The sequence below is a fragment of the Actinomyces sp. 2119 genome (assembly GCF_003591215.1).
In the GTDB taxonomy this organism is placed as follows: domain Bacteria; phylum Actinomycetota; class Actinomycetes; order Actinomycetales; family Actinomycetaceae; genus Actinomyces; species Actinomyces lilanjuaniae.
The window spans coordinates 207,291-221,124 of sequence record NZ_QYRR01000001.1 but is presented as its reverse complement, the minus strand read 5'-3'; the positions used below and the strand labels follow the sequence as shown (position 1 = coordinate 221,124).

Annotated in this window: 13 protein-coding genes and 1 riboswitch; of the genes, 3 read left to right on the top strand and 10 right to left on the bottom strand. The window is 68.8% G+C overall.

Annotation, left to right across the window (positions count from 1 at the left end):
• Nucleotides 1-68: 68 nt before the first annotated feature.
• The 4 genes from tatC to D4740_RS00855 form a co-directional block, all read right to left on the bottom strand.
• Nucleotides 69-896, bottom strand: coding sequence for a twin-arginine translocase subunit TatC (tatC, locus tag D4740_RS00870; protein ID WP_119835051.1), 828 nt, complete (start codon nucleotides 894-896; stop codon nucleotides 69-71).
• Nucleotides 897-1,062: 166 nt separating this feature from the next.
• Nucleotides 1,063-1,335, bottom strand: coding sequence for a Sec-independent protein translocase subunit TatA (tatA, locus tag D4740_RS00865; protein ID WP_119835050.1), 273 nt, complete (start codon nucleotides 1,333-1,335; stop codon nucleotides 1,063-1,065).
• A gap of 143 nt (nucleotides 1,336-1,478) precedes the next feature.
• A complete protein-coding gene (locus D4740_RS00860; RefSeq protein WP_259390574.1) occupies nucleotides 1,479-2,696 on the bottom strand; it encodes a WYL domain-containing protein in 1,218 nt (405 codons plus the stop codon).
• A 16-nt stretch (nucleotides 2,697-2,712) separates the two neighbouring features.
• Nucleotides 2,713-3,888 (bottom strand): YafY family protein, encoded by a 1,176-nt coding sequence (locus D4740_RS00855; protein WP_119835049.1) that lies wholly within the window; start codon nucleotides 3,886-3,888, stop codon nucleotides 2,713-2,715.
• Between the two features lie 68 nt (nucleotides 3,889-3,956).
• On the opposite strand from D4740_RS00855, the gene D4740_RS00850 reads away from it, so the two are divergent.
• The gene (locus tag D4740_RS00850; RefSeq protein ID WP_119835048.1) at nucleotides 3,957-5,168 is read left to right on the top strand and encodes a DUF3866 family protein; all 1,212 of its coding nucleotides are present in this window, start codon (nucleotides 3,957-3,959) and stop codon (nucleotides 5,166-5,168) included.
• 129 nt (nucleotides 5,169-5,297) lie between these two features.
• Here D4740_RS00850 and D4740_RS00845 read toward each other — a convergent pair whose 3' ends face one another.
• Complete coding sequence (locus D4740_RS00845) at nucleotides 5,298-6,035, bottom strand: DUF6882 domain-containing protein (protein WP_119835047.1); 738 nt, start codon at nucleotides 6,033-6,035, stop codon at nucleotides 5,298-5,300.
• A 143-nt stretch (nucleotides 6,036-6,178) separates the two neighbouring features.
• Here D4740_RS00845 and D4740_RS00840 point away from each other — a divergent pair, with 143 nt between their 5' ends.
• Nucleotides 6,179-6,442: a phosphoribosyl-ATP diphosphatase gene (locus D4740_RS00840; protein ID WP_119835046.1), complete on the top strand. Its 264-nt coding sequence runs from the start codon at nucleotides 6,179-6,181 to the stop codon at nucleotides 6,440-6,442.
• A gap of 112 nt (nucleotides 6,443-6,554) precedes the next feature.
• Nucleotides 6,555-7,400 carry an ATP phosphoribosyltransferase gene (hisG, locus tag D4740_RS00835; protein WP_119835045.1) on the top strand — a complete coding sequence of 282 codons (846 nt, stop codon included), beginning with the start codon at nucleotides 6,555-6,557 and terminating at the stop codon, nucleotides 7,398-7,400.
• 20 nt (nucleotides 7,401-7,420) lie between these two features.
• Here the strand turns inward: hisG and D4740_RS00830 are convergent, their stop codons facing one another.
• The 5 genes from D4740_RS00830 to D4740_RS00810 all read right to left on the bottom strand — a co-directional run bounded on the left by D4740_RS00830 (nucleotide 7,421) and on the right by D4740_RS00810 (nucleotide 13,726).
• Nucleotides 7,421-8,476, bottom strand: coding sequence for an ABC transporter substrate-binding protein (locus D4740_RS00830; protein ID WP_119835044.1), 1,056 nt, complete (start codon nucleotides 8,474-8,476; stop codon nucleotides 7,421-7,423).
• An 86-nt stretch (nucleotides 8,477-8,562) separates the two neighbouring features.
• Nucleotides 8,563-9,291: an ABC transporter permease gene (locus D4740_RS00825; RefSeq protein WP_310732056.1), complete on the bottom strand. Its 729-nt coding sequence runs from the start codon at nucleotides 9,289-9,291 to the stop codon at nucleotides 8,563-8,565.
• A 294-nt stretch (nucleotides 9,292-9,585) separates the two neighbouring features.
• A riboswitch (FMN riboswitch) is annotated at nucleotides 9,586-9,723 on the bottom strand.
• Between the two features lie 50 nt (nucleotides 9,724-9,773).
• Entirely contained in the window at nucleotides 9,774-11,258 is a 1,485-nt protein-coding gene (gene putP, locus D4740_RS00820; RefSeq protein ID WP_119835043.1) for a sodium/proline symporter PutP, read from the bottom strand.
• 279 nt (nucleotides 11,259-11,537) lie between these two features.
• Complete coding sequence (locus tag D4740_RS00815; protein ID WP_119835042.1) at nucleotides 11,538-12,998, bottom strand: sugar porter family MFS transporter; 1,461 nt, start codon at nucleotides 12,996-12,998, stop codon at nucleotides 11,538-11,540.
• 185 nt (nucleotides 12,999-13,183) lie between these two features.
• Complete coding sequence (locus tag D4740_RS00810; protein WP_119835041.1) at nucleotides 13,184-13,726, bottom strand: holo-ACP synthase; 543 nt, start codon at nucleotides 13,724-13,726, stop codon at nucleotides 13,184-13,186.
• Between the last annotated feature and the right edge of the window lie 108 nt (nucleotides 13,727-13,834).

The following is a 13,834-nucleotide window of genomic DNA, read 5'->3' as shown; positions in this document are numbered from 1 at the left end:
TACGTCTCCCTGCCGACACTGCTGCCAGGCCCTGGCCACCATACGGGCAGGAGCAAGCCGGCAGCCTTCTAGGAGTCGGCCAGGGCAGCGTCCAGCTCCGCGTCAAGCCGGGCACGCCGACGCTCCACGCGCTTGTCGTGGTGCACAGCAATGAAGCATGCCAGGAAGTACAGCCCACAGATCGGCAGCGCCATAAAGATCATGGACCATGGGTCCGGCAGCGGGTTTGCCACTGCCATGAGGGCGAAGATGCCCACCACGGCCCAGCGCCACCCCTTGAGCAGGGTCCTGCCTCGCACCAGTCCCAGCTGATTGAGCGCCACCATGAGCTCGGGCAGGAGGAAGGCCAGGCCGAAGACCAGGACCAGTCGCATGACGAAGGACAGGTAGAGGCTGGCGTCGATAAGCCCGGTGGCGGTGACGAAGGAGGGGATGAATCCGGTGAGGATCCACACGGCGTGCGGCAGGATGAAGACACCGACCCCTACCCCGGCGGCAAACAGCAGGAGGCCAGCCAGGCCGTAGGCCCAGGTGTACATCTTCTCCCTGCGGGTCATTCCCGGGCCGACAAAGGCCCAGAACTCATACATCCACAGGGGTGAGGAGAGAATAAGCCCCAGCCACAGGGAGACCCGGATCCGCATGTCGAAGGAACCCAGCACGGTGTTGAAGTTGATGGCCAGGTCCGCGCCCCTGGCGTTGGCGTTCTCGATCGGGTAGGCGATGATGCTGAAGGCCCACTCGTAGGCCAGGTAGCCAACAACCGCCCCCACCAGGATCCCGATGACAGAGATGATGAGGCGGTTGCGCAGTTCTCGCAGGTGCTCCCCGACCGACATCCGCGCCTCGGGGTTGTCCTTGCGTCGGGCCATGGAGACCCTGGGAAGCTTGGGCACCGCGTGAGTCCTCTGTGTGCTGGAGTAGATAGTGCTGGCTCTGGTTCACGCGGGCACCGTAGCCCCGCCAGGCGGGGCCACGGCACTCGCATACGGCCACGTACGACACCTGCGGCGCGCCGACCTGGCGCCGACACAGGCTGGGCCGACCTGCAGAGGGTGGCGGCTACTGGCGGGACCCGGTCTGCTGGCCCTGGTGGCCAGCAGACTGCCCCGGCTGAGTCGGCTGGGTAAAGTAGGTACCCTGCTGGGGCTGCTCGATCTGAGCGGCAGGCTCGCTGTCCTTGTCCTCATCTTCGCGGAGGTCCTTGACCTCCTTCCTGAACACCTTCATGGACTGCCCGACGCTCCTGGCGATGTCGGGCAGCCGGTTGGCTCCGAAGATGAGGATGACGATGATGATGAGGACGACCCAGTGCGTAGGCCTCAAGGCTCCCATGGCTGTCTCCTGCCTCTGACGAACTCGCGCCCGCCTGCTCAAGCTCGCGCCCGAAGGCGGCCGACGTGCTGGTGTACCCGCATGCCGACGGGCCAGGTCGCGGCGGACCGGCCCGAGCCAGGACCAAGCGAGGCAGTAGGAGTCTACCGCTTGCCCGGCCGAGGCTCTAGTGCGCCTTCTGTGCGTTCTGCCTCCGCGCGCTCCCCCGTCCCTGGCACCTGCTGCCGACCGTTCCCAGCCTGCTGCCCCACGCCGCTGACGTCACCGCTGACGTCACTACTGACGTCACCGCCGTGCGGGAAGTCAGGCAGGAGCCGGTAGTAGGACTCCAGTGCCTGGTTCGCGGAGGCCGCGGCCTGGCTCAAGAGCTCCTGCGGCTCGACGCTGACCAGGTGCGCTCCGCAGGACAGGACCAGGCTGGTCAGCCAGACCTGGTCGCGGCCTTCCACCTCTGCCCGGATTGTCCCGTCAGGCAGTTCCTGGACGCTGTCGCAGGGGACCTGCTCCACCAGCCAGCGCCCGGAGGGGCGCAGGACCAGGACGGCACGGGGCAGGGGCTGAGCCGTCGCGCTGTTCCCGCCGTCGGTGACGCGGGAGGAGGCAGGGGTGTCGGCCGCGACGGGAAGAACCGTGGCAGCCAGAACCCGGTCCAGGCGAAAGGTACGCTCCGCCCCGGCAGACAGGCACCACCCGCGCAGCCTCAGGAAGGTACCGTCGCTGGTGAGCTCGACAGGGTCTACGTCGCGCTCGGAACGGGTGTCCGTGGCTGAGACGTAGACCAGGTGCAGGCGACGTCGCCGCTCCAGCGCCTCACGTACTGCTGCCAGCACCTGGGACGAGTGGCTGACCTCGGGCTTGCCCGGCAGGTCCTGGTCTGCTGTGCGCGTACCACCTCCCGGCGCAGGCGCCCAGGGACCGTGCGTCTCGTGGCCCTGAGTCCCCCTCTCGCTGTCTTTCCCACCATCCTTCCCGTCAGGTCGCTCAGAGGTCAGCAGGTCGGACAGGACCGTCTCGGTGGAGGCCAGCACCTGCGCCGCTGCCGCGTCTGGGGCGAGCACGGAGCGCAGGACGCGCACCGCCAGCAGCAGTGAGGTCGCCTCCGGGCGTGACAGGCGTACGGGGCGGTCGAGTCCCAGGGGCTCGACCAGGCTGAGACGGCCCTCCTCAAAGCGTGCGGCGTCGAAGTCGACCAGGTCGCCGGGCATTCCGCCGGGAAGTCCCGAGACCCACAGGGTGTAGACGTCCTGCCTGATGACGGTCGGGGTGACACCAAAGTGCGCCGCGGCCTCCTCCAGGCTCGCCCCGTCGTGCTGCGCCACCCAGGCAGGCAGGGCTAGCAGGCGGGCCAGCCGCTGAGTCATCGGCTGCCGAGCCACCTCAGCACTCTCCTGCGTGCGCAGCCAGGTGCCCGGCCTGCCCGTCCCGGTGCAGGGCCTGTGCTCGTGGCAGGCCACCCGCTGCCAGCGCTGCAGTACCGTGCAGGTGGGACAGCACCATATCGCGCAACAGGGGCGGGTCCAGGACCAGCACGGCCTCCCCCAGCCCGGCCAGGCTCCCGGCGAAGGCGTAGGAGTCCTCGTAGCGCACGCGCAGCAGGTCGTAGCCAGCCAGGCGGGCGCAGGGACAGAGGTCTGCCAGGCTGCCAGCACTCGCACCGGTCCCGTCACTAGTACCGTCACCAGCACCGCTGTGCTCCCGCTGCTGCGAGGGTCCCGGTACTGGAGGCTCGCACAGCGATCCAGAGGGGTCGGGCTGGTGAGCCTGGCGGACAGGGAGGTAGTCCACGGCCTGCGACCTCAGGCTAAGCCCGCGGCCAGGAAGCAGAGCGAGCACCGCCTCGTGCGGTGTCGGCTCCTGCTGCGGCGCGGCAGGGGTGAAGGCATGCCTGTCACTGACTACCGTGACCTCGCCACGCAGGCGGGCCAGACGGAAGGTGCGGTACTCGCCGGTGTCCGTCTCCAGACCGTCGAGGTACCAGGCACCGTTACTCAGACGCAGCCGGTGGGGCTCGACTGTGCGGGAGCGGGTGGTACCTGAGTGGGCCGAGAGGTAGTCAAAAGTCACCCGTCGCCGCTCGTCGACGGCAGTGACAAGCATCTCAGGAAGCTCCTTGCCCACCAGGTCGGCGCTCAGGGCGGGCAGAAGGGGATCCTCCGCCCCCTGGGCAGAGCGGCTGACAGCACGCAGCTTGGTGAGCGCACGACGGGCGGTGGCCGGGAGCCAACCGTCCTGCCAGGCCGAGGCAGCCAGCTCCAGCGCGGCCACCTGACCCGGCTCCAGCCTCAGCGGCGGTAGCACATAGTCTAGGTCCTCGATGCGGTAGCGAGTCTCCTCCAGGCTGCCCGTCGTGGTCAGGGTGATGCCCAGGTCGCGTAGCGTCTCCTTGTCCCGCTCCAGCTTACGGCGGGCGGAGTCCGGGCCCGTGGCGTCGTAGCCGGGAACCTTTCGGAGAATCTCGCTGGTCGTCATCCCTGTCGCCGTGCTGCGCAGGGTCACCACAAGGCTGACCAGGCGCTCGTCGGGGCTGTGCGGTGGGGTGATGTCCTGGCTCACGGCACCCAGCGTAGAGGGTGGGAGGGCGACCGCTGCGCTGCCACAGGTCGGTCGCTAGGCTGGCACCTATGATGTGGCGCGACGGCACCGTGCTCAGGCTGCTGCGGACCTGGGGCTGTCCGCCCCTGCGATGCGCCCTGCTCGAGGTGGAGATATCGGCGGCTCCCACAGGTGCTCGTGGGCTCCAGCCCGGTGAGCGGGTGCGCGCCCTGGTCTACGAGGCGGTCACCGGGCTACCGGGCACCGGTGAGCGCCTGCGCCTGGAGGTCTCCGCACTGGACCGTGCCCTGGGGACGGGCGGGCACGCCATGGTCTCCTCCCGCCCCGACGTGCTGCCGCCGGACTCACCGCCCCGGGGGCACCTGGTCAAGGCTCGCTACATGCCTGACCAGGTCATGGTTACCGGTGTCGACGAGCAGGGAACCACGCACCACCGGCTCCTGTCCTCCCCTGTCGGCGCTCTCACCCTGGAGGGGATGCCGGTGGTGGTCGCGGACCTTCACTCCAGCCTCCCCGCCGTGCTGGCGGGCCTGCGCAGCCCCGGCAGCCAGGCGCAGGACGCCCCGGCCGCACCCGGCCCGGACCTGGAGGCACCCGCACGGGTCGTCTACGTCATGACCGACGGTGGCGCCCTGCCCCTGCCCTACTCACGGACGGTATCTGCCCTCGTGGAGGCCGACTGGCTGGTCGGCACGGTCACTGCCGGCCAGGCCTGGGGCGGGCAGGTCGAGGCCGTCTCCGTCCACAACGCCCTGCTGGCAGCCCGCCACGTCCTGGGTGCTGACGTCGCCGTGGTCACCCAGGGGCCGGGCAACCTGGGCACGGACACGCCCTGGGGCTTCTCCGGCACCGCCTGCGGCGAAGTCATCAATGCAGCTGCGGTCCTGGGGGGTCACCCAGTGGCCTGCCTGCGGGTCTCCCAGTCGGATCCTCGACAGCGGCACCGAGGTGTCTCCCACCACTCCATGACCGCCTACGGGAAGGTGGCGCTGGCTGCCGCCGACGTCGTCGTCCCTCGGTTGGAGGGTAGCCTTGGCGCCCAGGTGCTGGACCAGGCCCGGGCACTGACCGCCCCCCGGGCCGGAGCACATAGGCACCACCTGGTGCAGGTTGCTACCGACGGGCTGGTTGCCGCGCTCCACCACGCCCAGCGGGAGACGGGTACAGTCCTGTCCACCATGGGCCGGGGCCTGGAGGAGGACGAGGCTGCCTTCGTGGCAGCAGCAGCGGCGGGCCGACACGTCCGTGACCTGCTGGCCAAGGGGCAGGCTGCGGCCTGAGCCTCTGGGCGCAGCCAGGACGCCGAGAGCTACCCATACGGGTCACACGGGTGAGGCAGCGGACACGGCAGGCGGGCAGCACCTACAGGTAGGGCACGGGCCTGCGGCTCCTTGAACGGCTCGGCCAGGTCAGGTCATGAGGACGTCGGTGACACGTCCCTGGGCGTCGCGAGTGACAAAGAGCGTGTAGACATGGCCGACAGCGTCAGCCAGCCGGTAGGTCGTGGTGGCCCCGCTGACGTGGCGGCTCAGGCTCCAGCCCGGCATAAGGTCCACCAGCCCGTCCAGGGACCAGTCGATGTCGTCAGCGGCCAGGGTGTAGCGGGTCAGGGAGGGGAAGAGCCGCGACAGCGTGGGCTCGGGGACCGGCAGGGACAACCCCTGGAGCAGGAACACCTGACGGGAGCCGCCGCTGCCCACAGCCCCCGAGTAGTACATGGCTCCGGGGCCGAAGACCACGGTCGCCAGCATCCCCACGTCGTGACTGAGCGCCTCGGCAGCCTCCACCGGGTCCTGGCCCTCCTCGACCTCGTAGCCCGCCTCCTCCTGCTGAAGCACCTCGATACCGTGGGCTGCGCCGAGCTGGCGAATCCTGGCCGCTGCGGGGTCGGGACCCACGTAGGGTGCGAAAGGAGCCGCAAAGCCCCACACGAGTGACGGGGGCGTCACCGCGACGGAGGCCAGGACCTGCGCCTGAGCACGAACCTCGCCCCGTGGGGAGCTAAAGGTGATACGGCGTTCCGGCAGGTCAGCCTCCCACTGGTAGTCCTTGCCCAGCCTCCTGCCCAGGACCTCTGTGAGAGCCTCCTGACGGGCCAGGGCGTAGACTGCCGCGCGCTGGCTGACGCGACGAAGCTGGGCGATCACGGCTCCAACGTTAGCAAGACATTACGAGAAAGTTACGACATTGTTCCCGGCCGTGTGCCCCGCTGCTGCCCAGATGCTGCGACGCCGGGGCACCCCGAGGAACCAGCTCGGCCGCGCCCTCCGGGCTCGGCTAGCCTGTGCCTATGAAGAGCTTTGAGGACCTGTTTGCCGAGCTAGAGCACAAGGCTGCTACCCGTCCCGAGGGCTCCGCTACGGTGGAGGAGTTGGACCGCGGCGTGCACTTCATCGGCAAGAAGCTTGTCGAGGAGGCTGCTGAGGCCTGGATGGCCTGCGAGCACGAGTCCGACGAGGCCGCCTGCGAGGAGATGAGCCAGCTCCTCTACCACCTCCAGGTCATGATGGTCGCCAAGGGATACACGCTCCAGGACGTCTACCGCTACCTGTGACGCCTCGCCCAGGTCCCACCGCTCTGCCTGTTCTCCCGCTCTGCCCGTCGTGTCGGCGGTCTCGGTGGCCCCGGCTGCCGCGCCTACGTCGTCCCAAGTAGTCAGGATCATTGTGCTGCGCATCGCTGTCCCCAACAAGGGCTCCCTGTCGGAGCCCGCCGTCACCCTCCTCACCGAGGCCGGCTACCGCACCAGGCGCTCCGGCCGCGAGCTGGTGGTGCTCGATGAGGCGAGCGAGGTCGAGCTGTTCTTCCTGCGTCCCAGGGACATTGCCGTCTACGTGGGCCAGGGAACCGTCCACGCCGGCATCACGGGACGGGACCTGCTCCTGGACTCCGGCGTGGACGCCGTGGAGCACCTGCCCCTGGGCTTCGCCCGCTCCACCTTCCGGTTCGCTGCACCTGCAGGAACGATGTCCACGCTGGCTGACGTCGAGGGAAAGCGGGTGGCGACCTCCTACGACGTCCTGGTCAGCCAGTACCTGGAGTCTCATGGAGTCCAGGCGCAGACCGTCCACCTGGACGGTGCCGTGGAGTCCTCGGTGTACCTGGGAGTCGCCGACCTCATCGCTGACGTTGTCGAGACCGGGACCACCCTGCGCGCCGCAGGCCTGGAGACCTTCGCGGACCCGATCCTCACCAGCGAGGCTGTGCTCATTACCACCCGACAGCTCCAGGACGAGCCGGGGCTGGCCACACTGGTACGCCGTCTCCAGGGTGTGCTCAGGGCACGTACCTATGTCCTGGTGGACTACGACGTCCCTGCCGACAGGCTGGACCTGGCCGCGCAGATCACCCCGGGTATCGAGTCCCCTACCGTCTCACCGCTGCAGAACCCCGACTGGGTCGCGGTGCGCGCCATGGTGCCGCGTAGGGAGGCCAACCGTGTCATGGACGAGCTCTACGAGGTGGGCGCGCGCGCCGTCCTGGTGTCCTCGCTCCTGGCCTGTCGGTTGTGATCGCTGCTTGCCGGCAGGCCTCACCCCTGTACCAGGGGGTCGCACACGGACGCGACCTCGGTGGCGGTGGAGCCCAGAAGGCTATGCGTCTCCAGGAAACCCAGCATCTGTGCCACGCTCTGGCTGGACAGCGCCCCTACCGGCGTGTCCGTCCCAGGACGGATCAGCTCTGCGGTGGCGACGGCGACCTCGCGAGCCTCAGCGGCACGCGAGGGGTCAGCCAGGTCGGGCACATAGTCCCTGGCCGCGGACACGGCGCCGTCAGGGTCGTCGACGAAGGCCTCCATGCCCGCCACCGAGGCACTGACCAGCCGGGCTAGCTCGTCCCTGCGCTCGTCAAGGACTGCGCCGGTGGTCACCACGGAAGCCCCGACAAGGGGGACCTCCTCAGCGACGGCTACCGTACGCACCGGTGTGCCTGCCTGGGGGATCTGGACGGCGTCGTTGTTGGAGAAGCCGATGATGGCGTCCACCCGGCCACCCACCAGGGCGGCCTGCTGGGTGTAACCGATCTCCGTGATGGTGAGGTCGTCCTCACTGAGGCCGGCAGCGTCCAGGGCAACCTGGAGGGCGTACCAGCTCTCCCCGAATCGTCCCGGTATGCCGATGCTCCTGCCCTCAAGGTCGGCAGGCGTGGAGACAGGTGAGTCCTGCGCCACGATGATGCAGGCAGGATGCACCTGGTAGAACCCGCCGACCACCACCAGGTCCGAGCCGTTGGAGGCGGCGACGACGGCCTCGTCGGCACCCGCGACAACCACCTGCTCGCTGCCTGCGGCAAGCGCGTCGAAGAGCCCCTCGCTGGCACCGTGGTGACGCAGGCTCACACCGGGGTCGTAGTGGCCCTCCGCCAGCGCCATGTAGAAGGGGGCGAACTGGATACTGGGCGTGTAGGTCAGTCCGATCACGAGGCCTCCCTCTCCGGCCGAGGCCGTAGCGCCTGTGCCGGACCGGCTGGTCGTGCCGTCGGCGCAGGCGGCCAGAGCCACCGCTGCGGGCAGAAGACCTGCAGTGCCGACTAGGCGACGACGGGTCGTAGGGTGACCGATGATGTCAAGGGTCGTGTCGGGGGTCATGCTGTCTCCTCCGGGTAGGTAGGGGCGTGCAGGCGTGCCTGCGCGCTGGCTCGTGGGCGGGCGGGTTGCTGCCAGCCTCCGCCCCGTCACGTGGCACGGCGACCGCGCAGGGCACTGACGGTGCGGCTGCGCCGCTCCAGCTCGTAGAGGATCCAGTGAATTGCCGAGGCCAGGCCGCACAGCAGGACAATCGTGGCGAACAGCCCCGTGGTGTCCACCGCGTCGCGCTGGGAGGACAGCGCCATTCCCAGTCCCTGACCGCCCATGACCATCTCGCCGACCACGGCACCGGTCACCGACAGGGTGAACCCCGTGCGGGCACCTGACAGCACGGCTGGCAGCGCCATGGGCAGCTCGATGTAGACCACCATGGACAGCCCGTGGGCGCCGTCGAGCCGAGCCGCGTCAACCACGTCGGCGTCAAGGCCCCGCAGCCCCAGCAGGACGCTGACGGTAATAGGGAAGAAGACCATGAAGGCGCACAGGAGCACCACGGGTAGCGTCCCGTACCCCACCCACAGCACGAGCAGGGGTGCCAGCGCCACGACAGGAACAGCCTGGCTGGCCGCCACGTAGGGCAGGAGCGCCCGGGAGAACAGGCTCCAGTGGTGGAGTCCCCAGGCTAGCGGCAGCGCGCAGGCCGACGCGGCCAGGCATCCCAGCACAGCCTCGCGCAGCGTGACCCAGGCGTAGCCCAGGAGCCCGGCCTCACGCACGGACAGCCACAGGCGCTGCGCCACCTCAGACGGGCCGGGCAGGAGCATCTGGGGCACCACGCCGCAGGCTGTCGTGACGTACCAGGCCACAAGGATCACAAGGCCCAGGAGCAGGCTGGGCCACGGGCCACGGGAGGACGGGCGTGCGTACCCTCTCCCGGGCTGAGGAGGCTCCACTGGCTCCGTACGACGTGCTGACGTCCTCGGCGCCGCCGACAGCGTGGTCAGGGTGGCCACCGCTTCCTCCCTCCTGGATCGTCCGGGGGGCGGGTGCTCCCCGGCAGGCGCGTCCGGGAGGGAGTGTTCCAGGGAGGCTGGCCCGTCCCCAGGGGCTCGCGAGGCAGCCCTGCTGCCGTGCGTAGAGACCACCGTGGGGCGGCTACTGCCTGCGCCTCGTGCCTCCTCCCATCCGGACTCTCACCGTCGGTACCGGAGTTCCACCGGTTCAGCCAGGAGCCGGTCTGCTCGGACCAGCTCCTGGGTCGCGGACTGTTACCGCCGGCTCGGACTTTCACCGACCCCGGAGCACGTGCTCCCAGGGAGAGTAGCCGACCGGGCGCGTCAGGACAAGTGAGAAGCGCTCACCCGCGAGCTGCGGCGACCGCCTTGTCGAACTCGGCCTCCACCGAGGGCTCAGGCGTTCCTGCCTGCGACACGGCCCAGGCCACCACCAGGTTCCCGACGAATCCCGGGAGGATCTCGTAGAGGTCGAAGATGCCACCGGGACCTCCCGCCAGGTTGCCCCACACCCCGACGAGGACCGCACCCGTGACCATGCCGACCAGGGCTCCCCAGGAGGTCAGGCGCTTCCAGTACAGGCACAGCAGGACAGTCGGGCCGAAGGAGGCTCCGAAGCCCGCCCAGGCGAAAGCAACCAGGGACAGGATCGTGTCGCTAGGGGTCCACGCCATGAGTGCGGCTACGACGGCGACACCCAGGACAGAGACACGTGAGGCGATGACCAGGTGCGAGGCGGAGGGCTGTGACGTGCGCACGGTGCGGTAGAGGTCCTCGATGAGCGCTGAGGAGGTCACCAGGAGCTGGGAGGAGATCGTGGACATGATCGCGGCGAGGATGGCGGCCAGCATGAACCCAGCAACTAGGGGGTGGAAGAGCAGCTGGCCCAGGGTGATGAAGACTGCCTCCGGGTTGGCCAGTTGCTGGGTGTCGTGCTGGTAGACAGCCACCCCCACGACAGCGGTTCCGATAGCCCCAAGGACGGCGAACAGCATCCAGCTGATGCCGATAACACCACCGCGCAGCGCCTCCCGGGCAGAGCGGATCGCCATGAAGCGCACGATGATGTGGGGCTGGCCGAAGTAGCCCAGGCCCCAGGCCAGAGCCGAGACCACGCCGAGGACGGAGACGCTCGGGCCCGCCAGGGTCCAGTAGTTGGGATCAGCCTCGCGCACCGCGTCAAGGACCGCGCTCGGGCCGCCGACGTGGACGACGCCTACCACAGGCACGGCGATGAGCGCCGAGACCATCATGAGCCCCTGGACCAGGTCCGTCCACGACACGGCCAGGAAGCCGCCCACCAGGGTGTACATCACCGTGATAGCCGCGACCAGCGTCATACCCAGGCGGTAGTCCATGCCGAAGGAGGACTCGAAGAACGTGCCTCCTGCCACCATCCCCGAGGAGACGTAGAAGGTGAAGAACACCAGGATGATGAGGCCCGAGGCCCAGCGCAGCAGGTGCCGGGAGTCGTGCAGCCTGTTGTCCAGGAAGCTGGGGACGGTGATGGCGTTGCCGGCGACCTCGGTGTAGGTCCGCAGGCGCGGTGCTACAAGGAGCCAGTTGGCCAGAGCGCCCACGGTCAGGCCGACAGCGATCCAGGCCTCGACCAGCCCCGACAGGTACAGCGCCCCAGGCAGGCCCATGAGCAGCCAGCCGGACATGTCCGAGGCTCCTGCTGACAGGGCGGCGACAAAGGGGTTGAGCCCACGGCCGGCCAGCATGTAGTCGTCGATGTCAGTGGTGCGGGTGTAGGCCCACAGGCCGATCATGATCATCCCGACGAAGTAGATGATCATCGCGATCGCTTCATAGGTCGTTGTGGTCATCACGGTACCTCGGGTCAGGGGATGGGCGGAGGAGCGGCACCGACGCTGGAGCCGCCCACGCAAGAGGTACAGGCTACCCCCCGCTGCCACCTGTGGTGTTACATACGTGTGTACGCGGTCTGGTGTGGCTCCGAGGCGTTGCCGCGCAGAGCCGACTGGCAGACTGGTGCGCCTGGCGGCTGCTGGTGCACAACCTGCCCCCGGAGACCTGGTCCCCGGGGGCAGGCAGCCAGTGGCGGCTAGCGACGACGAGGCGCTCCGCACGTGAGCGCAGGCACGCTAGCCCCTGCTCCGATTGAACAGCTCACCACTCATGACGTCCTCCTCCAGCTGCTCCAGGGTGCGGCCCTTGGTCTCGGGCACGAACAGGAAGAAGAAGGTGAAGGCGACGGCGTTGAGGATGGCAAAGCCGATGAAGGACATGGACAGCCCGACTGCAGCCAGGACGCTGTCAAAGACCAGGCTCAGGAAGGAGTTGGTCATCCACAGGACAAAGACGGACAGCCCCATGCCGAAGGCCCGCATCTTCAGCGGGAAGATCTCCGAGAGCGTCACCCAGGTGGCCACGTTGAGGCACAGCTGCATGGAGCCGACGAAGAACACGATGAGGGCCAGCAGGACGAAGGGCCGGATGCCTCCCTCCGGCAGGAAGGTGGCGGCGCTGGCGATGAGCACGTGCGTGACCGCCACCAGTCCGTAGCCCCACAGGAAGGTCTTGCGGCGGGAGAATCGGTCCATCATCTGCAGGGCGATAATCGCGGCGATGACGGAGATGGTGGCCGGGGCAATATTGGCGATAAGCGCGCCTCCCCGGGAGAACCCGGACTGCTCCAGCACACGCTCCCCATAGTAGAGGATAGAGTTGATTCCGGTGGTCTGCTGGAAGAAGCCGATGCCGCAGCCGATGAGGACGATGCGCACCAGGTTCCGGTTGGAGAAGATCTCCGAGATGCTCATGTTGACCCTGCTGGCCTCCTCCTGGCTGGCGGCCTGGATCTCGTCCAGCTCGGGCTTGGCCCGGCCCTCGGGCCGCAGGGAGTCCAGGATCGCCAGCGCCTCCTCCTCGCGGCCCTTGTCCGCCAGCCAGCGGGGGGACTCGGGCAGGCGGGTGACACCCAGCAGCAGGAGGATGGCGGGGATAGCCGCCAGGGTGAACATGACACGCCACACCCAGGGGTACTGCTCGCCCCAGACGTTGCCGATGATGGCGTTCATGATGATGGCCAGGAGCTGTCCGGTCACGATCATCATCTCGTTGCGCCCGGCCAGGGAGCCGCGGATCTCATAGGGGGCGAGCTCGGCCAGGTAGACCGGCACCACCACGGAGGCGGAGCCCACGGCGAGCCCCAGGATGACACGACCGATAGCGAGTACCAGCAGGTTGGGGGCGGTGGCGACCACGGCCACGCCCGCGATGAACAGGGTGGCCATGATGGTAATCGTGGTCTTGCGGCCGATCCTGTCGGAGATACGGCCTCCGGTGAGAGCGCCCACGGCACTGGCGAACAGCAGCGAGCTGACGGCGATGCCGATGCCGCCCGAGGTGAGGTTGAGCTGGTCAGGCTGCTCCATAAAGCTCATGGCGCCGTTCATGACGCTGGTGTCGTACCCGAAGAGCAGACCGCCCAGGGTGGCGATAAGGGCGACGACGGTCAGCCGGGCGCGGTAGGGACCAGGCGTGAGCGGAGGCAGCTTGACGGCACCGCCCTGGGTGGCGGTGGTGGTGGGGCCATGCGACACAGTGACTCCTTTGTCGGTTCGAAAGCGGAGCCAACGCTAGCACGGACGTTGACCAAATGTCATGACAAGTAGCCTAGGTGACTTATACCACTATCCTGTCCGAAGGCGTCCCGTTCAAGGAGGCGGCCGGGTATGGGTCACCACCTGTCCGGCCGCCTGCCGCGGCGTGGTGCCTTCCCCCGGTACTATCCCACCGCCAGCACCACGGAGGCAGCATAGTCGCCGTCGTGGGACAGTGACACCGGCCAGTGCTCAGGACGGGACCGCCCCCGCCCCAGGCTGGTCTCCACCGCCTGGGCCAGCTCTCCCGACAGGCGCAGCCAGGGGCGCCCCCAGCGGTCTGTGGCGACCTCGACCTCCTGCCAGTCCAGCCGCTCCGGAGCTATGACGGGTGCCACGCCCCCGAGGGTGCCGTGGGCACCGTCGCTGCTGTGGGCGTGCAGGGCCAGTGCCTGGCTCCAGGCCTTGACGAAGGCCTCCTTGGCCGCCCAGCGCGCCGCCAGGTGCTGGACCTCTCCCTGACCGCCCGCACCGCGCGCCTGCGCTCTCCTGCGGGCCTCGCGGCGCTCGCGCGGGCTGAAGGCGCGGGTGGCGAAGGCGGTCCCCGGGCTGTCCAGCTGCTCGGCGAGGCCGGGAACGTGGACCAGGTCGACGCCGACGCCCAGGACCGGCCCCCCGGGCGGCGGCTGAGGGACCGGCGGGACCTCGGGAGGGGTGGGGTGGCTCATGGGGCCAGTGTGCCGGTCGCGAGGACCGGGCGTCTGGCAGCCACTCCCGCCAGCCGCACCAGGGCACCGAAGCGATGCTGCTGTAGGTGCTGTAGCACGCGGACACCT

Bases quoted from the DNA above. Each gene is read 5' to 3' on its own strand.
- tatA (WP_119835050.1), bottom strand. From the start codon at position 1,335: ATGGGAGCCTTGAGGCCTACGCACTGGGTCGTCCTCATCATCATCGTC.
- D4740_RS00860 (WP_259390574.1), bottom strand. From the start codon at position 2,696: ATGACTCAGCGGCTGGCCCGCCTGCTAGCCCTGCCTGCCTGGGTGGCG.
- D4740_RS00850 (WP_119835048.1), top strand. From the start codon at position 3,957: ATGATGTGGCGCGACGGCACCGTGCTCAGGCTGCTGCGGACCTGGGGC.
- D4740_RS00840 (WP_119835046.1), top strand. From the start codon at position 6,179: ATGAAGAGCTTTGAGGACCTGTTTGCCGAGCTAGAGCACAAGGCTGCT.
- D4740_RS00830 (WP_119835044.1), bottom strand. From the start codon at position 8,476: ATGACCCCCGACACGACCCTTGACATCATCGGTCACCCTACGACCCGT.
- putP (WP_119835043.1), bottom strand. From the start codon at position 11,258: ATGACCACAACGACCTATGAAGCGATCGCGATGATCATCTACTTCGTC.
- D4740_RS00810 (WP_119835041.1), bottom strand. From the start codon at position 13,726: ATGAGCCACCCCACCCCTCCCGAGGTCCCGCCGGTCCCTCAGCCGCCG.